Annotated in this window: 17 protein-coding genes; 15 read left to right on the top strand and 2 right to left on the bottom strand. The window is 47.0% G+C overall.

Translation table 11 applies throughout. The annotated features are described in order from the left end of the window. Positions 1-237: 237 nt before the first annotated feature. The 8 genes from ectA (at position 238) to BUQ98_RS13885 (ending at position 9785) form a co-directional block, all read left to right on the top strand. The gene (gene ectA / locus BUQ98_RS13850; RefSeq protein WP_083605343.1) at positions 238-795 is read left to right on the top strand and encodes a diaminobutyrate acetyltransferase; all 558 of its coding nucleotides are present in this window, start codon (positions 238-240) and stop codon (positions 793-795) included. Positions 796-806: 11 nt separating this feature from the next. Next, positions 807-2084, top strand: coding sequence for a diaminobutyrate--2-oxoglutarate transaminase (gene ectB, locus BUQ98_RS13855; RefSeq protein ID WP_074214391.1), 1278 nt, complete (start codon positions 807-809; stop codon positions 2082-2084). Positions 2085-2136: 52 nt separating this feature from the next. Then, positions 2137-2526 (top strand): ectoine synthase, encoded by a 390-nt coding sequence (locus BUQ98_RS13860; protein ID WP_074214392.1) that lies wholly within the window; start codon positions 2137-2139, stop codon positions 2524-2526. A gap of 76 nt (positions 2527-2602) precedes the next feature. Beyond that, entirely contained in the window at positions 2603-4030 is a 1428-nt protein-coding gene (locus tag BUQ98_RS13865) for an aspartate kinase (RefSeq protein ID WP_074214393.1), read from the top strand. A gap of 210 nt (positions 4031-4240) precedes the next feature. Continuing rightward, complete coding sequence (locus BUQ98_RS13870) at positions 4241-4873, top strand: LysE family translocator (protein WP_074214394.1); 633 nt, start codon at positions 4241-4243, stop codon at positions 4871-4873. A gap of 82 nt (positions 4874-4955) precedes the next feature. Beyond that, positions 4956-6485 carry a bifunctional GNAT family N-acetyltransferase/carbon-nitrogen hydrolase family protein gene (locus tag BUQ98_RS13875; RefSeq protein WP_074214395.1) on the top strand — a complete coding sequence of 510 codons (1530 nt, stop codon included), beginning with the start codon at positions 4956-4958 and terminating at the stop codon, positions 6483-6485. A 193-nt stretch (positions 6486-6678) separates the two neighbouring features. Continuing rightward, entirely contained in the window at positions 6679-8913 is a 2235-nt protein-coding gene (locus tag BUQ98_RS13880) for a methyl-accepting chemotaxis protein (protein ID WP_074214396.1), read from the top strand. 152 nt (positions 8914-9065) lie between these two features. After that, positions 9066-9785, top strand: a complete 720-nt coding sequence (locus BUQ98_RS13885; RefSeq protein WP_074214397.1) for a YebC/PmpR family DNA-binding transcriptional regulator — start codon at positions 9066-9068, stop codon at positions 9783-9785. Positions 9786-9822: 37 nt separating this feature from the next. Here the strand turns inward: BUQ98_RS13885 and BUQ98_RS13890 are convergent, their stop codons facing one another. Next, positions 9823-10413 carry a TetR/AcrR family transcriptional regulator gene (locus tag BUQ98_RS13890; protein WP_074214398.1) on the bottom strand — a complete coding sequence of 197 codons (591 nt, stop codon included), beginning with the start codon at positions 10411-10413 and terminating at the stop codon, positions 9823-9825. A gap of 238 nt (positions 10414-10651) precedes the next feature. Between BUQ98_RS13890 and BUQ98_RS13895 the strand changes: the two genes are divergently transcribed. The 4 genes from BUQ98_RS13895 to BUQ98_RS13910 all read left to right on the top strand — a co-directional run bounded on the left by BUQ98_RS13895 (position 10652) and on the right by BUQ98_RS13910 (position 14021). Then, positions 10652-11386, top strand: coding sequence for a type 2 periplasmic-binding domain-containing protein (locus tag BUQ98_RS13895; protein ID WP_074214399.1), 735 nt, complete (start codon positions 10652-10654; stop codon positions 11384-11386). Between the two features lie 100 nt (positions 11387-11486). Next, positions 11487-11987, top strand: a complete 501-nt coding sequence (locus BUQ98_RS13900) for a hypothetical protein (RefSeq protein ID WP_074214400.1) — start codon at positions 11487-11489, stop codon at positions 11985-11987. Positions 11988-12110: 123 nt separating this feature from the next. Then, a complete protein-coding gene (locus BUQ98_RS13905) occupies positions 12111-12962 on the top strand; it encodes a lipase family protein (RefSeq protein ID WP_074214401.1) in 852 nt (283 codons plus the stop codon). 150 nt (positions 12963-13112) lie between these two features. Then, positions 13113-14021, top strand: coding sequence for a mechanosensitive ion channel family protein (locus BUQ98_RS13910; protein ID WP_254813939.1), 909 nt, complete (start codon positions 13113-13115; stop codon positions 14019-14021). 72 nt (positions 14022-14093) lie between these two features. Here the strand turns inward: BUQ98_RS13910 and BUQ98_RS13915 are convergent, their stop codons facing one another. After that, the gene (locus tag BUQ98_RS13915) at positions 14094-15434 is read right to left on the bottom strand and encodes a magnesium transporter (protein WP_074214403.1); all 1341 of its coding nucleotides are present in this window, start codon (positions 15432-15434) and stop codon (positions 14094-14096) included. A gap of 215 nt (positions 15435-15649) precedes the next feature. Here BUQ98_RS13915 and BUQ98_RS13920 point away from each other — a divergent pair, with 215 nt between their 5' ends. Genes BUQ98_RS13920 through BUQ98_RS13930 form a run of 3 tightly spaced genes read left to right on the top strand, consistent with a single transcriptional unit; the run spans position 15650 to position 18063 of the window. Beyond that, a complete protein-coding gene (locus tag BUQ98_RS13920; protein ID WP_217693651.1) occupies positions 15650-16090 on the top strand; it encodes an ATP-dependent zinc protease family protein in 441 nt (146 codons plus the stop codon). Positions 16091-16103: 13 nt separating this feature from the next. Beyond that, positions 16104-17009 carry a 30S ribosomal protein S6--L-glutamate ligase gene (rimK, locus tag BUQ98_RS13925; RefSeq protein WP_074214405.1) on the top strand — a complete coding sequence of 302 codons (906 nt, stop codon included), beginning with the start codon at positions 16104-16106 and terminating at the stop codon, positions 17007-17009. Continuing rightward, on the top strand, positions 16996-18063 hold the full coding sequence (locus BUQ98_RS13930) for a succinylglutamate desuccinylase/aspartoacylase family protein (RefSeq protein WP_083605303.1): 1068 nt from the start codon (positions 16996-16998) through the stop codon (positions 18061-18063). The genes rimK and BUQ98_RS13930 overlap by 14 nt, the downstream gene beginning before the upstream one ends. Positions 18064-18081: the final 18 nt, after the last annotated feature.

Raw genomic sequence — 18081 nt, forward strand, 5'->3', positions numbered from 1 at the left:
CACGCGCCTTAAACCTACTTAGCAACACATCATTTGTATTGAGATCCCTCTCACACCTTTAGGCCAGTAAATGTTACGCCTCGAAACACTTACTTTAATAAAAAATTTAACAATATAAAAACCCAACAAAAACAGAGCATTACCTAAAAATGATAAATCAACCACTAAAATTTGGGGTTGATTAACCAAATTCATCGCCTATTATATAAAACGAATTCGTTAGAGCACAAAACAATTATGTGGCGATCAAAAACGACAGATACGGCAGTGCTGGACTCTGAAGTACTCGACCGTAAACAAACAAAACCAAACACGCAGTTTGTGTTTCGTAAGCCTGCCATCAAGGATGGCGGCGACATCTATCGATTAATTACTCAGTGCCCACCGTTGGATGTGAACTCCGCTTATTGCAACTTTTTGCAAGCGACGCACTTTAAAGAAACTTGCGTCGTCGCAGAGCGTGATGGCGATGTACAAGGCTTTATATCAGGCTATATCCGTCCTGAGCAGCCAAACGCTTTCTTCGTTTGGCAGGTCGCTGTGTCGCCAAAAGCACGTGGTGAAGGGCTTGCCCTCTCAATGATTGAAGCACTGCTGGCGCGTAAAGTCGCGCAAGACATTCAATTCATTGAAACCACGATTACAGAAGACAACGCTGGTTCATGGGCGCTGTTTAAAAAGGTAGACCGCCTATACGGTAAGGGCGGTCAACGCTCAGTGTTCCTCGACGAACAAGAGCACTTCAACGGTGAACACGACACCGAATACCTTTTCCGAATTCCACTCAAAAAATAACAGGATGAGTTATGGATATCTTTAAATCGCAGGAGTCAAACGTTCAATGTTACGCCAACAACTTCCCGGTTGTGTTCGAAAGCGCAAAGGGTTGTTGGATCACTGACGTAGACGGCAAGCGCTACCTCGATTTTCTTGCTGGCGCCGGTTCGCTTAACTATGGACACAATAATCCAACGCTAAAAAAGGCGTTAATTGAGTACATCGAGAAAGATGGCATTACTCACGGCCTTGACATGCATACAAGCGCGAAAAAACGCTTTCTCGAAGTATTTAAAGAGCAAATCTTAGCACCACGTGACCTGGACTATAAGCTTCAGTTCACTGGCCCAACAGGCACCAACGCTGTCGAAGCAGCGATGAAGTTAGCGCGTAAAGTTACGGGACGTTCGAATATTGTCTCATTCACTAATGGCTTTCACGGCTGTACCTATGGTGCCTTGGCTGTAACAGGCAATCATCACCACCGTGGCGGTGGCGGTATTCCTGTCAATAACTCAGTGACCCGCATCCCGTATGACGGCTACGCGAATGTTGACGGTCTTACTTTGTTTGAAACCATGTTAAATGACGCTTCAAGCGGGCTGACAGGTGGCGACAAGCCTGCTGCAGTATTGCTGGAAGTTGTCCAAGGTGAAGGCGGCTTGAATGTTGCCTCAAACGAGTGGCTGCAGCGTCTACAAGACATCTGTAAGGCCCACGATATTCTCGTCATTGTGGATGATATCCAAGCTGGGTGTGGCCGTACGGGTACTTTCTTTAGTTTCGAGCCTTCAGGTATCAAACCTGACATCGTGACCTTATCCAAATCAATTGGTGGTTATGGCCTACCGATGGCGGTAGTGCTACTAAAACCTGAGCTGGATCAATGGGCACCGGGTGAGCATAACGGTACATTCCGTGGTAACAACCATGCATTTGTCGCCGCGACTGAAGCTATCGAAACCTATTGGCGCGATGAGCAATTCCAAACGCATGTTCAAGACAGAGCGACTCAGCTTAATAAAGTCTTGCAAGAGATGCTGGCTAAAAACAGTGATCTTTTTGAGACCATTAAAGGACGTGGTCTGATGCAAGGGATTGCATGTCAAAACGGTGATATTTCTGATGCCATCACTGGTCTTTGTTTTGATAACGGCATGATCATCGAAACCGCAGGTCCAGATGACGAAGTGATTAAATTCTTCGCACCACTGACAGTCAGTGAAGCTGAGATGGAAAAAGGCTTACAGATTTTCGTTAAATCCGTTGAGCAGTATAAAAAAGAGAAGCTCAAAAAAGCATCATAATGACGCGAGTCTTACGATAGCCATTTAACGAATCGATGTATAAGGAATAACAATGATTGTCCGCACATTAGAAGAATGTCAGAACAGTGAACGCCGCGTTACAGCTGAAAACTGGGAAAGCGTACGCATGCTGCTACGCGATGACAATATGGGTTTTTCGTTCCATATTACAACTATATACGCAAATACAGACACGCATATCCACTATCAGAACCATCTAGAATCAGTGTATTGCATGTCTGGTGAGGGCGAGATTGAAACCACCGACGACGGTAAGGTTTACCCTATCAAACCCGGTACGCTGTATGTCTTAGACAAGCATGACGAGCACCAGCTTCGTGCAAATAAAGGTGTCGATATGGTCATGGCCTGTGTGTTTAACCCGCCCATTACAGGGCAAGAAACACATGATGAAAACGGTGTTTATCCATTAGTCGATTAACCGTCAAGGGGCAGCCGGATGCTGCCCCTGTAAACCCAATCGGCCTTCTAATTCATAAAGCCCACAAGGAGCTCACATGAATCATACCGTTGAAAAGATCGGCGGTACATCGATGTCAGCCTATGACGCTGTCATGGATAATATCTTTTTGTACCCGTCAAACCCGTACAACCGCATTTTTGTCGTTTCTGCTTACGCTGGCATCACGGATGCATTGCTGGAGTGTAAGCGTTCGGGTAAACCAGGCATTTATCGCCTTCTTGCCGCGAACAATCCAAAGTGGCGTGATGCGATGGACGAGCTGGAACAGCGTATGTTGCTTATTAACAGCAATATGTTTCCTGATCCTGTATACCGTGAGCGTGCCGATAACTTTATTCGCCAGCGAATGGAAAAAGCGCACAGCTGTATCGAAGGTATACTCGAAACCTGTAACTATGGGCAGTTTTCTCTGGAAAGCTATTTACCACAAGTTCGTGAGTTCCTTTCATCAATTGGTGAAGCACACAGTGCACATAACTCGACTCTGCTGCTTGAGAGTGTGGGAATTAACTCACGATTTGTTGACCTATCAGGCTGGGACAACCCAGATGAAGGCAAAGGCGACCTCAATACGGTGATTGCCAATGCCATGGAAGACATTGATTTCAGTAATGAGCTGCCCATCGTTACCGGCTACGTCTATTGTGATGAAGGTCTGATGAAGACTTATGATCGCGGTTACAGTGAAATGACATTTAGCCGGATTGCCGTATTGACCAAAGCAAGCAGCGCGGTGATCCACAAGGAATATCACCTAAGTAGCGCAGACCCACGCATTGTTGGGCCAGAACGTGTACAGCCAATGGGATTGAGTAACTACGATGTTGCAGATCAACTTGCCAACCTTGGGATGGAAGCGATCCACCCTAACGCCGCATCAGGTATGCGTGCTGTAGGTATTGAATTGGTTGTTAAAAACACATTTGAGCCCGACCATGATGGGACAGTCATTTCTCATAAATACCGCCCTAAAGACAATGAAATTGAAATCATTGCCGGTCGAGACAAAGTACTAGCGCTACATATTTTCGACCAATCGATGGTTGGACTCGTCGACCGCGTGAGTTACGACGTGATGGAAATCATTCGCGAAGAAAACGTTCAGCTCATCAGTAAGGAGATGAACGCAAACTCAATCACCTACTACTTGGATGGCAAAACGGCGAGCCAAGACAAGGTGATTAACCGTGTTGAAAAGCTCTATCCGAAAGCGAAGATTACCGGCGAGATGGTCGCACTGATTTCTGTCATTGGTAGCCGTATTGACTCAAACCAGACGATGAGTAAAGGCATGCTGGCGCTACTTGATGCAGAGATAAATCCGAAAGCGGCACACTCCTCAATGCGTGATGTTGATGTTCAATACGTTGTGCTTGATAAGTTTTATCATGCTTCGATCTGCGCACTACACGCATGTTTCATTGAAAAACCAACACCGAAGCCAACAATTCGTGCGGCATAACAATGCGACGACGCGCTATGCGGATAATAAAATGCCTCCTATATTGGAGGCATTTTTTATTGACCACTCACACTATGTATTGATCACTAACACTAGCTGTAAAGATTCAACTTGTATAACAAACCAATCCATTAGCCAATCAGTATTGATAATGCCTAGATAGCGGGTAAAATGCCGCACTTTCTTTGGTTAGTAATATCTTGTGCATTTATGATCGATCCTAATTTACTCCCCGTTTATTTAACGGCTGTTATCGCACTATTACTGGTCCCTGGCCCAGACATGTTACTGATTATAAGTGCAAGCATCAGTTATGGTCGACGAGTCGGGGTCGCAGCAAGCCTAGGCAATGCCACATCTGGGCTGATCCTTACAGCGCTCGCAGCAACGGGCGTATCGGCAATGATTGCAATGTCCCCCCTTGCATTAACACTGCTTCAATACGTAGGAGCCGCCTACCTTCTCAAAATGAGTGTAGATACCTGGCGCGCTTCACCAACTGATAGTGCGACACTGGAGCATCAACAGCGTATGGGCCGGCATCTTTATAAGCGTGCGGTCATGACGAATCTTCTTAACCCCAAGGCATTGCTCTTTTTTGTCTTGTTTTTACCGCAATTTATCTCGCAACAAATTCAAGCGTCCTCAAGCACCCAACTATTAACGCTAGGCCTACTTCTCAACCTTCTTGGTCTTGCCTTTAATATTTTACTGGTTGCTATTGTAGGGAAATTGGGTAACGCGATATTAACGAACCCTAATGTTCAAAGGTATCAACATAAAGTGATGGCCGCAGTGTTTGCTTTACTCGCTATTTGGCTTTTTACCCAACAGACGTTATAGATCACTCTTCATTCCCTAAACGTTATCTTGAGCGCCAATCTTTGTCATAATATCCGTTCAGCCCTTAATAGGAGAACGTGTAATGGATGAGAACACCGCCACGCTACTGAATTTGCGTGTTATCGAAGTGAGCGACTATCAACCCTTGGCAGAGTTGATGGATCTCGTCTTCCCAGATGTCGGCGGTGCTTGGCCCAAGAGCACGATCATGCAACTCATCACTGCCTTCCCCGATGGCCAGATATGTATTGAAGACAACGGGAAAATTGTTGCCGCGGCATTAACACTGAAAGTGTCTTACAATCGCTTTTCGCTGCCGCATACTTATGCCGATATTATCACCGATGACGGTGTGGTATTTCACGACACGAAAGGGGATGCGCTATATGGCCTTGATGTTTTTGTGCACCCAGATTATCGCGGTCATCGTCTTGGTCGACGGCTCTACGAAGCAAGAAAAGATCTGTGTCAGGCTCTGAACTTAAAAGCAATCCTCGCCGGCGGACGCATTCCTGGTTATCACAAACACAATGATGTTTCAGTCACTGATTACATCAATAAAGTCAGAAGAAAAGAGATCCACGACCCCATCCTCTCTTTTCAGCTTTCCAATGATTTTGACGTCAAACGACTGATGAACCGCTATTTACCCGAAGACGATAAATCGGCGGGCTATGCGACACTGCTGGAATGGGATAACTTCTTCTATGAAGAGGATGCATCTTCAGTCCACGATATTGAAAAAACCATCGTCCGTCTCGGGGTCGTGCAATGGCAAATGCGTCATGTTCTCTCGGTCGATGACCTATTGAACCAGGCTGAGTTTTTCGTCTCCTCATTAGCCAACTATCAATCAGACTTTGCGTTATTTCCAGAGTTTTTCTGTGCACCATTGATGGGGTTAGCGCCCGACAAACGATCCGTCGAAGCGATCCGTTTTCTCAGTGAATTTACCCAAGCAATTAAGCAACGGTTTTCGCAGTTGGCGGTCACCTATAACATTAATATTATTGCTGGCAGTATGCCGGTACTCGAAGATGGAAAACTTTATAATGTTTCCTACTTAATGCACCGCGACGGGAGCATTGATGAACAATATAAAATCCATATTACACCCCATGAACAGCGTGATTGGGTCATTGATGGTGGCGACTCCGTCAACGTCATCGAAACCGACGCGGGGCGGATTGGGATCCTAACTTGTTACGACGCTGAATTTCCAGAGTTAGGACGAATCCTTGCTGAACAGGGAGTCCAAATACTGTTTGTCCCCTTCTGGACCGATACCAAAAATGGTTACCTACGTGTTCGCTTATGCGCGCAAGCTAGGGCGATTGAAAATGAGTGCTATGTGGCCATTGGCGGAAGTGTTGGCAACCTCCCTCGGGTGGATAACGTTGACATTCAGTATGCGGAATCAGCCGTGTTCTCGCCATCAGATGTGTATTTCCCGCATGACGCTATCCTTGCAGAAGCCAATGCGAATACTGAGATGATGATCTTTGCAGATGTCGATTTAGACAAACTTAAAATGCTACACGAACGAGGTTCAGTCACCAACCTCAAGCATCGTCGACCGAAACTGTATGCCAATCACTTGAGTCAGGAGTAAAGGCGTTTTGCCCCGTAAACGGCGGGGCAAATCACTGCAATTTATCGGCACCGATCACACTGTGAACAAAAAAAAACACAACGCTCGCCCAACTTTTATGACACACCTGCCAATCACTAACTACCATTGATTAAAAAGCAACCAATTCGGTTTGCCTATCTAATCGGCTAATTAATCATTGAGGTGAAAGGCCATGAAGCTCAAACATAGAATGCTCGTCAGCTTGCTTGGCGTGGGCATCGTGCCTGCATTGGTGATCACACTGCTATCACTCAATACAGCATCTTCCTCGCTCGAGACCCAAACGTTTAACCAGTTAGAGGCACTGCGAGAGGTGAAAAAATCCGCGGTAGAGCGCTATTTTAAAACCGCAGAGGGGCAGATCATTACCACAGCGGAAATCCCTTCCATCGCTGATGCCATGGCTTCCATGACTCAAGCCTTTACCAACTTAGCTCCAGCACAAAACGCCACGTCATCGTCGTTAGTCCGCTATTATCAGCAGAACCTAACCAGTAAGTTACAAACGACTAACAACAAAACCTTACCCAGCGCACAAGCACTCGTCGCACAGCTTTCTCCGCAAACCATGGCACTGCAAAACGCGTATTTGGTGAATAACCCCAGCCCCGTCGGCGAAAAAGGAAACTATCAAACCAGTCGCCAATTGCCCGCTTACGATCGCGCTCATCAAGCTATCCATTCCTTTTTAAGAGATGTCCAAGCGAAATTTGGCTATTACGATATTTTCTTAATTGAAGCGCAGAGGGGCACGGTGGTTTATTCCGCCTCTAAAGAAGTCGATTTTGGCACCTCGCTACTCACGGGGCCGTTTCAACGCTCAGGGCTTGCCGAAGCCTTTAAACAAGGCCGACAGCTTACCGATGGCGATGCCGTGATTGTCGACTTCTCGCCCTACTCCGCATCCGCCAATGCACCCGCAGGCTTTATGGCCTCGCCCGTCTATCGCAATAATCAATTGCTGGGGGTATTAGCGTACCAATTCCCTATCGACCGATTAAGCGAAATCATGACTGAGCGTGATGGATTAGGCCAAACCGGCGAGACCTACTTGGTAGGCAGTGACGGCTTAATGCGCTCCAACTCATTTTTAGACCCAGAACACCGCACCGTATTTGCTTCTTTTATGAATCCCTCTGAAGGTACCGTCAATACTCAAGCCGTCCAGCGCGCAATTAACGGCGAAAAAGGCATTGATATCATCAGCGACTATAACGGAAACCCTGTTTTATCCGCGTATGCACCGTTGACTGCTGGAGGGCTGACATGGGCGATCATTGCAGAAATGGATGTTAAAGAGGCCTTTGCTGCATTGAATGCGCTCGAGCTCTCTGTCGCAGTGATTTTTGTGATAGCTGTGATTGGCATTGTTGCGACCGCCATTATCTTTGCCCGCAAAATTACCCGTCCGATTGGCGGGGAACCTGAAGAAATGGAAAAAATTGTGCAAACCATCGCCGATGGCGATCTCACCGTCTCTTTTAATCAAGATCCGAACGCGACTGGGGTTTATCGCTCAATGCGAGAGATGACAAAAAACCTCACTGCGATGGTGAGTGATATTATCGGCGCCACCAGCCAGCAAGCTGCAGCGGCAGAGCAGCTTTCAGCGTCAACCGTTGAGACCTTAACCAACTTCGAAGCGCAAAACGCACACACTGAACAGGTCGCAGCGGCCATGGAGCAGATGACTGCGACCGCCAATCAAATCTCATCAAGTACGTCATCCACAGCCGATGCAGCGGAAAAAGCCCGAGAGATGATCCACGATGGTGACAGTCAGGTCTCACTCGCCGTCGATTCGATGCGTGACCTAGTGGCGCGATTACAAAGCGCACGAACAAAATCGGACTCTTTGGTGCGCAGTGCGGAAGATATTTCTGGCATTTTACAAACCATTGGACAAATTGCTGATCAGACGAATCTACTCGCGCTTAATGCGGCCATTGAAGCAGCACGCGCGGGTGATCAAGGTCGTGGGTTCGCCGTGGTTGCCGACGAGGTGAGAACCCTTGCGCAAAGCACGCAAGACGCGACAGGTGAAATTGCCCAATTGATCGAAAACTTGCAGCGCGATTCCAGCGATACAACACAGGCGATGGTAGACAGTGCTGATGCGGCAGGCAATGTCTCTGAACGGGCAGAATCCAGTATTTCATCGCTTAAACAAGCAGTGATGGCCGTTGAAGAGATTGCTGATATGTCGTTACAGATGGCCAGCGCTTCTGAAGAACAATCCTTGGTCGCGACGGAGATCAATCAAAACCTTGAGGAAATTAACACCATGACAGGTGAAAACCGTCAAGCCATGGACCAGATCACACAAGCGACGCAAGATTTGAGTGCCCTTTCTCAAGTGCTCAAAGGCCACACCAGTAGATTTCATTGTCAAGGAAAGCTCGCCTAACCCTCAGGCTCGGCACACAAGGTGCCGAGCATCACCTTTCCCCAAAACAATCGCCTGACCTCGCGCAAACTCTCAACATTCGCTAGCACATAGAATGGCTATCTTGATAGAATCAGCGCATTTCTGCGTAAGCGTAACAAGAGAGATTCCGAATGGGACGAAGTTTTGAAGTGCGTAAAGCGTCAATGGCGAAAACCCAAGGCGCAAAAATTAAGGTTTACTCAAAGTACGGTAAAGAGATTTATGTCTGCGCCAAGAACGGCGGACCAGACCCAGATAGCAACTTGTCTCTGCGTCGATTGATTGAAAAAGCCAAAAAAGATCAAGTTCCTGGACATATCATCGATAAGGCGATTGATAAAGCTAACGGCTCAGGTGGTGAGAACTACGAAGTTGCCCGTTATGAAGGATTTGGCCCTGGCAGCTGTGCCGTCATCGTCGATTGCTTGACCGATAATAACAATCGAACCTATATGGATGTCCGCCAGTGCTTTGTCAAAAACGACGCTAAAATTGGTTCACCTGGCGCTGTTTCTCATATGTTTGAGCACCAAGCTGTTTTTCAGTTCCAGGGAACTGATGAGGAAGGCACGCTCGAGGCATTAGTAATGGCGGATGCGGATGTATCAGATATTGAAGCGGATGAAGGTGTCATTACTGTTTTTGCTCCGCACACAGAGTTTTTCAAAGTGAAAAATGCGCTAAGTGACTTTCTTGGCGACGCGCCGATTGATCTCGAGGAGATCACTTTTGTACCTCAAACCTATACAGAGGTCAGTGGCGATGACGTTGAACGTTTTGAAAAATTCCTCGATATGCTTAACGACTGCGATGACGTGCAAAACGTCTATCACAACGCTGAGCTAGCCTAAGGTATTGTCGCTAGGGTGCCTCACTGTGTGTGGCCCCCTACTTTTCATCCAGCTGAGTGAGTAGCATTTGTGAAAATAGCGCCCAGTTCTGGCGGAACCTATCGTCACCTTGCAATAAGTAACTCTGTAGACCCGCACCAAGAAAGAAAGCATCGACCACACGAATAGCGGTATCGATCTGATACTGTGGAACCCTTCCTTGATAAAAGTATTCAATCGCCCGCGTATATTCCGTTAAACCGTGCTGAGAAAAGCGCTGAATCGCGGTACGAAATTGCTCATCAAATAATGCCTGAGTCGTGAAGCTATACATCGCTCTCATCGCATAGGGCTCACATTGCATAGTAAAATACAGTGTATCGCCTGTCACCGCTAAATAGCTTTCAAAATCATCAAAATTAGCAGGCTCAGCGACTGCCAAAAACATTGAGATTAACTCATCGACTGCAGCATGTTTCACTGCATTGAGGTTATCAAAATGATGATAAAGCGCGCCTTTGCTAATCCCCGCTTTTTTCCCCAACTTCGTTGCTGTTAGTGCGGCAAGCCCCTCATTTCCAACAATTTCTAAAGTGGTTGAAAGAATATGTCGGCGCATCGCACGCGATGCAATTTCATTTTTATTCATCGTTATTTGATCAAAAAGTGAAGGTCTAGATGAAAAAATAAAACATACCGAATGTTCATTCAAATATTTACGCACAAAATGTGACCAGCAACCGAATGATTTTTCACCACCTCATTAATTAAGTGGAAAATGGTTTGAAAGTAAGTGTTGTAAAATAACAGTTGTCCGTGCCAAGACAGCCACAGTGACTGTGTCTACACTAATAGAAGGAAGAACTAACAAGAGTCGGATCAGTACGATGAAAGGATTATGGGCTTTATTGCTGATAATAAGTGTCACGATACCTGTGCATGCCAAGACAACCTATGTGGTCGGTGTGCAGAGCTTTTCCCAATATTATCCTTATTCGGCCTATTCCAATCGCAATTATTCCGGTTTCAACCGGGAATTGCTCGATATGTTCGCCAATGAATACCACTATCGATTCGTGTACAAAGCGTTGCCGCTGAGAAGGCTCTATCATCGTTTTGTCGATGGGGTTGTTGATCTTAAATACCCAGACAGTCCAGACTGGAGCCCTGACATAAAAAAAGATAGCGAGGTGATATACAGCGATCCCGTGGTCGACTATATCGATGGGGTCATGGTGATTGACCAACATTATGGTCAACCTCTCAATACCTTACGGACCCTTGGGACTGTCTCTGGCTTTACGCCTAAGCCTTATCAATCTCGTATCAGTGCCGGCACAATACGCCTTGATGAAAGCTACAAATACGATTCCCTCATGATGAAAGTCGTCAGTGGTCGTGTTGACGGTGGTTATGCGAATATCGCTGTAGCACAGTTCTACTTGGACCAAATGGGCTTTAAAAAAGGCTCTGTGCGCTTTGACGATACGTTGCCTCATGTAAAAGGAACGCGACGGCTGTCAACCATTCATTACCCAAAAGTCATCAAAGAGTTCAATCAGTTTCTAGCCGAAAGCGAAGAAAAAGTTTCGGCTTTGAAAGCCCGTTACGGGTTCGAGTAGTCTCGGGATTTATCTCTTCAATTCAATGTTCTGTATTGTATACTCGTACCGCCACTTAAGGCAGGATCAGTACATTGAGTCAACACAGTGAAGGGTACTCTTGAATAATCAGCTTATTAGTTTGGACTTATTTTATGCTATCGAGCACTTAATGCCCGGTAAGCGCACGGCTGCATTGTTTCGTCGCTCCATTAAACATCTTCCGATCACCACGTTAACGCTGGCTCACTATGATTCTGCGGCGGGGTTGCAGCTTGCTCTATTCCGTCATTGCCGAAACTATGTCGCGTTTACTCAAGGTAAACCCATCTCACCAGATTTTGATTTCTCCGGCACAGCTGAGCAAATATTAGCCGCAGAGTCAGTGATGAAGGCATTTATTCGCGGTGCTTACTGGTGGGTTGAATACCATATGAGCCTTTATCGCGAGGACTGGAGTCAAGAGCAAATCCAACGTTGGTTGAAAGATTTACGTCTTTTAGTGCAAGTGATTATTGGCATCGGGAATTGCACCAATGCCAAATTTTTAATCACGCATCGGGGCCCGATCCAAGCACTCACTTATGACACACACCTTGAACCGTTCCTGACCAATTATTGAGCCGCCTCACTGAATGAGCTTTAGAAATCACGGCTCATACAACCTACTAATTATTTGTCGGTTTCGCTATTTCGTCATGTTTTACCGATAACCTGTCCCGACAATAATGAATCAGGCTACAGCATGAAACGATTAAAAAGGTATCAATATGAGCGATACGCTATTCTCTGTCGTGCCTCATACCCCACCTATTTTGATCATACCCATTATGGATTCAGTCCTAATGGGCGGCACGATATCTACGACCGGTGGGGACGCTGCATTATTCGTGTGCTTTGGCGAGAGAATGATGATGCCGTCGTCGTCTTCCGGGGCTCACAAACAACCTGGGATTGGCTCATTAATTGTGCATGCATTCCGAAAAGCATCATGGTCGATGACAAACGCTGTCACGTCCATTGGGGATTTCACTATCTTCTCACACAGACAAGTCTGTCTTGGCAACCGCACAAGCGACATTACCGACAAATGACAAACAGTCAATTTGCTGATATTGCTCAAGCCGCTGATCATGCTGTGCTTGAAGGGGAGACAGTGCTTACAAAATTGGTATCAGCGTTATCTCCCTTTTTAACGACCGGTAAACACGTTTCCTTTATTGGTCATTCATCAGGGGGCGCCATGGCTATCATCGCAGCCGCGATGTTGAGCAAGCAATTTGGCGGCGCGATTAAACGTATCGTCACTTTCGGACAGCCCGCTGCAGGCATGTGGCGTTTTAAGCGATTGTATCCGTTCCCGACTCGGACCTATCGTATCTGTTGTGATGTCGATATGGTGACGTTCTTGCCCGCGCTCCCACTACTTTATTGGCATGTCGGGCGGCTACTATGGTTACATGAAAATAAAATCTACACTGATACACCCTCATTGATGCGTATCTTCCGCGTACTATTTAGCTGGCTGACACGCCCCATTGCTTACCATTACATGGATAAATACATCCGGCGTAAAGACTATTTCGATCAGCATTAACAACCTATACCCTCACTCTTGGTCTTATCGTCTAAGCACTTAACGGAATTAACACTATTTGCAAAGTTTGCGTTTTATTTTTGTTCGCTTAGGGGCAGAATAGCGCCATCACTCGGGGAGGCGTTGACGGAAACCATGGAGATAGCTTTGTTGTCTGAGTTAAGAAATATTGCCCAACTACTGTTAGAAAACAAATTATTAACCACCGTCGGAGTGGTCGTCGTTGTCAGCCTCGTTCGCCGACTGATCCTACGTCACATCCGTGGTGACAGTAATTTCCTTAGCGAAGATCAGCGAAAATGGATGTCTCGGACAAAAAACGGTGCATTCACTACCCTACTACTCTTTCTGTTCCTCTTTTGGAACACCGAAATCAATGAATTTGCGTTATCACTGACCGCCATCGCCGTTGCCGTTGTGGTCGCCTCAAAAGAGATCATCCTATGCTTCACCGGCTCGATCCAACGTGCAAGTTCTCGTTCTTTCCGGATTGGTGACTGGATAGAAGTCGGTAATACGTGCGGCGAAGTCATCGAGCACAATTTAATGGCCACCAAAATTCAAGAGATAGACACTCATAGTGGTCACTATTGTTATACGGGAAAAACCGCCACGCTGCCGAATAGCTTGTTCTTTGCGACCACAGTCAAAAACCTGAATTTTATGAAGCGTTATGTGTATCACCATTTTCACTTAGTGATCCGAGGCGATATTAATTTATACCCACATATTCCGGCACTGCTGGCACGTATTGACGATCACAGCGAAGATTTTATGGACATTGCTCGACGTTACAACCATGTAATTGAACGTCATGCAGGCGTTGATTTGCCAGGGCCAGAGCCACACTTGTATTTATCCCATACAGAGACCGGTGAGCAGCTTGTTCACATTCGGCTGTTTTGCCCTACTGAGCGGGCAGCAGAGCTTGAACAGTTGATCCGAGAAGACATTATGATCTTATATTGCGATAAACTGCTGCCCACAGCGGGCGGTAAACTCGGAGAAAGAGTTGAGCAACCAGCGGTAGACGTCTCACCCCCACCGTCAAGCACTTGATACATAAGAGCGCGCGTAGTCATTATTACGAGCGCTCTTCTTAGCAAGGAGCGATTTACAGCAAAAACAGCGTTACAGCAGGAACAAGGTTCCCAAGCCTAAAAAGGCAACAAAGCCAACAATATCGGTCACTGTTGTTAAAATCACAGAACCAGACAATGCGGGATCAATCTTCAATTTACCGAGCAGCACAGGCACAAATATCCCCGCCAGTGCTGCACTGATAATATTGGCAACAATCGCAGCACCAATCACGATGCCTAACCCCCAACTCTCAAACCAATATCCTGCAATAACGCCAATCACCAACGCCCACAATATCCCATTGAGCAACCCAACCTTAAACTCTTTATTCAATAATGGCTTTAAGTTGGTCTTAGAGATTTGCCCAAGGGCTAAGCCACGCACAATCAGCGTGAGCGTTTGGCTACCCGCAATCCCACCCATCGATGCGACCACAGGCATTAATACAGCTAACGCCACCACTTGTTGTAGCGTGGCTTCAAACAAACCAATAAACCAGGAAGCCAGGAAAGCGGTCATCAAGTTAATACCCAACCACAATGCACGATTTCGAGCACTTTTCATTACCGGGGAGAACAAGTCTTCATCTTCATCCAGACCCGCCGTTGCCATGATCTGCGCTTCCGCTCGCTCCGTTTGCATCTCATACGCCGTACCAAGATCGAGACGACCAATCAACATGCCACCATCGTCGAGTACTGGCAAGGCAATCTCTTCACTGCTTGCGACCTTGTCTGCACTGACATAGATGTCATCACGGGCATTCAAGCTCGGGAATTGCTCCCGCACCAGTTCACTGATTTTGAGAATGCCATCCGCGCCAAAAAGCTTATGAATAGGTACCGCGCCCACCCAAATCCCACGACTATCTACCACAAATACATGATCGCAATATTTTGGCATCACACGACGAAGCAAACGAAGCACCACTGTCACTTTGGTTTTTGCCGGCACCACTAAAGGTTGATGATCACACCAATGACCCACTTCGCTATCCGCATATTGCTGCGCCGAGGCATAACGTTGCTTTTGTTCCGAGTCCATGCGGCCGAGCGCTTCCTCTAACAGAGGCTCGGTCAACACATCTTGCAGCTCCAACAAGGTGTCAGCATCAAGATCAGCAAATAACGTATGTAGCTGCGCTTCATCCACCGCACGAATGATCGCTTCACTCGCGTCATCGCGCATTTCTGCCAGCACCGGAAGCTGTATCGGAGAGGAAAGCTGCTCCCAAAAGCCCACACGATCGTTAACGGGCAAGGCTTCTAATAACAGAGCAAGACTATCAACACCATGCGCTTGCTCTATCTCTTGTATCGTCTCGGGCGCACCTTGATCAACTTTTGAGAGCAGATCATCAATCACTTCTTGTCTATCACTGGTTTGCATGTTACTTCCTTTATGATGATCACCGTTTGCATGCAGTCTCATTGGCCAAGCCCTACAGGCCCCCTTCCGCCTCTGCTCAAAATGGCATGATATCGCCGCAGTCGATATGCGATAGTTATCACATATCATCGCTGATTTTTCAGATTCTTACCACGGATAATCGTTATCACCTCTATGGTGAAACAAGGGCTAAATAATGACGAGTAATAATGACAATGTCTGTCAAATCAAAAGATAAGGTCTGTGTCGGCTGGCGTGAATGGGTTAGCCTGCCTGACCTCGATATCTCCCGTATAAAGGCGAAAATCGACACAGGGGCTCGCACGTCTTGCCTACATACCTTTAAAATCGAAGAATTCGAGAAAAATGGCCACGCTTGGATCAGATTCTGGGTCCATCCAAACCAAGGTGATTCTGAGGCCGCCGTGCAGGCAGAAGCACCGATTCTAGCTCGGCGAATGGTACGTGACTCTGGTGGCCATGAGCAGCTGCGGTATGTGATAAAAACAACAATTAAAGCCGGTGAATTGTGTTATCCCATCGAGATGACTCTCACTGCACGCGATAACATGCGATTTCGTATGTTACTGGGACGCACGGCAATGGCTGGTAAAATTATCGTTGATCCCATGTCTTCATTCCTACTCGGAAAATAGGAGCCCAACTGCAATGAAAATAGGTATCCTGTCACGCAACAAAAATCTTTATTCTACGCGCCGTCTTATCGAGGCCTGCGAAGCGCGTGGCCACGAATATAGAATCATTGACGCATTACGCTGCTATATGAGCATTAACTCAACCCAACCGTCCATTCATTTAGCCGGAGAAGATCTTGGTGGATTCGATGCGATCATTCCACGCATTGGCGCATCTGTTACCTATTATGGCTGCGCTGTCTTGCGTCAGTTTGAAATGATGGGGGTCTTTCCAATGAACGAATCGGTCGCCATTACGCGCTCGCGAGATAAACTGCGTTCTATGCAGCTGTTGTCGCGTAAAGGTATCGGCATGCCACACACTGGTTTTGCCAGTAAACCCGGTGATATTGCCGACTTACTGACCATGGTTGGCGGCACCCCAGTCGTGGTAAAACTGCTTGAGGGGACACAAGGTATTGGCGTTGTCCTCGCTGAAACCAAAAAAGCGGCAGAAAGTGTGATCGAAGCTTTTATGGGCCTCAAAGCCGATATCCTAGTGCAAGAATATATAAAAGAATCGAGCGGTGCCGACATCCGCTGCTTTGTGATTGGTGACAAGGTGATTGCGGCGATGAAACGCCAAGCTCAACCCGGGGAGTTTCGCTCCAACCTGCATCGCGGCGGCACGGCTACCTTAATCAGGATCACGCCGACAGAGCGAAGAACTGCTATCGCAGCGGCAAAGTCTATGGGTCTCAATGTCGCAGGGGTCGATCTGCTGCGCTCAGAGCGAGGGCCACTGGTCATGGAAGTCAACTCATCGCCCGGTTTAGAGGGGATAGAACGAGCAACAGGCAAAGACGTTGCCGGACTAGTGATTGATTATATAGAAAAAAATGCAAAACCTCAGAGGACACGCACACGTGGTAAGGGCTAAAAAAAGCGATGCCATCGAGATCGGTGGGCAAACCATCCATGCAGGCCACCGAGCCAGCCTAGAGCTTGAAATTGCGCGTTTGTATACTCATGCACCGCTCAACGTCAGTATCGAAGTATTGCATGGGACATTAAAAGGGCCCGTTCTGCTTATATGTGCCGCCATACATGGCGATGAACTCAATGGCATTGAAGTTGTTCGTCAAGTCATGGCCAAAATCAACCCAAAAAAATTACATGGTACTGTCATTGCGATCCCTGTCGTGAATGTCTTTGGCTTTATTCATAAATCACGTTATTTACCCGATCGTCGAGATCTGAACCGCTCTTTCCCCGGATCAGAGCGGGGCTCCATTGCGGGGAGGATGGCGTATCAGCTCTTTAACCAAGTGATTAGCCAGTCTACTCATATTATTGACCTCCACACGGCCGCGATACATCGCACTAACTTGCCACAAATTAGAGCGAACTTGGATAATCAAGACGCTGAAGCGATGGCGACAGCATTTGGTGCCCCCGTGGTTGTCGACGCGGCCTTGCGCGAAGGATCCCTTCGTGCCGAAGCGGAACGTATTGATATTCCAGTGATCACGTACGAAGCCGGTGAAGCGCTTCGCTTTGAGCCTTATGCCATTAATGCCGGCGTACGCGGGGTGATCCGTGTCATGCGCTACCTCGGGATGATGCGCCAAACACGGCGAAAAGCCACTTATAAGCCGGTCACAGCTAGAGCCACTAAATGGGTCCGTGCAGAAGCGGATGGGCTTTTAAGAAGCCATGTTGCGCTCGGGGAAATTGTTAATGACGGGCAAACCATTGGCATTATCAGCGACCCAGCTGGCACCACAGAAACAGAAATCAAAGCCGTCAAAAGTGGCATTGTGATTGGTCAGCATACATTACCTGTGGTTAATGAGGGAGATGCTATTTTTCATATTGCGTTTTTCTCGCAACCCGATGATTTGATTGAACAACATATGGAAGACTATCGTGATCAAATTAAAGACGATCAAGATGATGAAATAAAGTGGGGGATTGGCACGCTATCAAGTTGATCCTACCGAGGAAATTAT

This window comes from Salinivibrio sp. ES.052 (assembly GCF_900141775.1).
In the GTDB taxonomy this organism is placed as follows: domain Bacteria; phylum Pseudomonadota; class Gammaproteobacteria; order Enterobacterales; family Vibrionaceae; genus Salinivibrio.

What these genes read in the sequence shown, in the direction of transcription:
- ectA (WP_083605343.1), top strand. Translation starts at nt 238, where the DNA reads ATGTGGCGATCAAAAACGACAGATACGGCAGTGCTGGACTCTGAAGTA.
- ectB (WP_074214391.1), top strand. Translation starts at nt 807, where the DNA reads ATGGATATCTTTAAATCGCAGGAGTCAAACGTTCAATGTTACGCCAAC.
- BUQ98_RS13860 (WP_074214392.1), top strand. Translation starts at nt 2,137, where the DNA reads ATGATTGTCCGCACATTAGAAGAATGTCAGAACAGTGAACGCCGCGTT.
- BUQ98_RS13865 (WP_074214393.1), top strand. Translation starts at nt 2,603, where the DNA reads ATGAATCATACCGTTGAAAAGATCGGCGGTACATCGATGTCAGCCTAT.
- BUQ98_RS13870 (WP_074214394.1), top strand. Translation starts at nt 4,241, where the DNA reads ATGATCGATCCTAATTTACTCCCCGTTTATTTAACGGCTGTTATCGCA.
- BUQ98_RS13875 (WP_074214395.1), top strand. Translation starts at nt 4,956, where the DNA reads ATGGATGAGAACACCGCCACGCTACTGAATTTGCGTGTTATCGAAGTG.
- BUQ98_RS13880 (WP_074214396.1), top strand. Translation starts at nt 6,679, where the DNA reads ATGAAGCTCAAACATAGAATGCTCGTCAGCTTGCTTGGCGTGGGCATC.
- BUQ98_RS13885 (WP_074214397.1), top strand. Translation starts at nt 9,066, where the DNA reads ATGGGACGAAGTTTTGAAGTGCGTAAAGCGTCAATGGCGAAAACCCAA.
- BUQ98_RS13890 (WP_074214398.1), bottom strand. Translation starts at nt 10,413, where the DNA reads ATGAATAAAAATGAAATTGCATCGCGTGCGATGCGCCGACATATTCTT.
- BUQ98_RS13895 (WP_074214399.1), top strand. Translation starts at nt 10,652, where the DNA reads ATGAAAGGATTATGGGCTTTATTGCTGATAATAAGTGTCACGATACCT.
- BUQ98_RS13905 (WP_074214401.1), top strand. Translation starts at nt 12,111, where the DNA reads ATGAAACGATTAAAAAGGTATCAATATGAGCGATACGCTATTCTCTGT.
- BUQ98_RS13915 (WP_074214403.1), bottom strand. Translation starts at nt 15,434, where the DNA reads ATGCAAACCAGTGATAGACAAGAAGTGATTGATGATCTGCTCTCAAAA.
- BUQ98_RS13920 (WP_217693651.1), top strand. Translation starts at nt 15,650, where the DNA reads ATGTCTGTCAAATCAAAAGATAAGGTCTGTGTCGGCTGGCGTGAATGG.
- rimK (WP_074214405.1), top strand. Translation starts at nt 16,104, where the DNA reads ATGAAAATAGGTATCCTGTCACGCAACAAAAATCTTTATTCTACGCGC.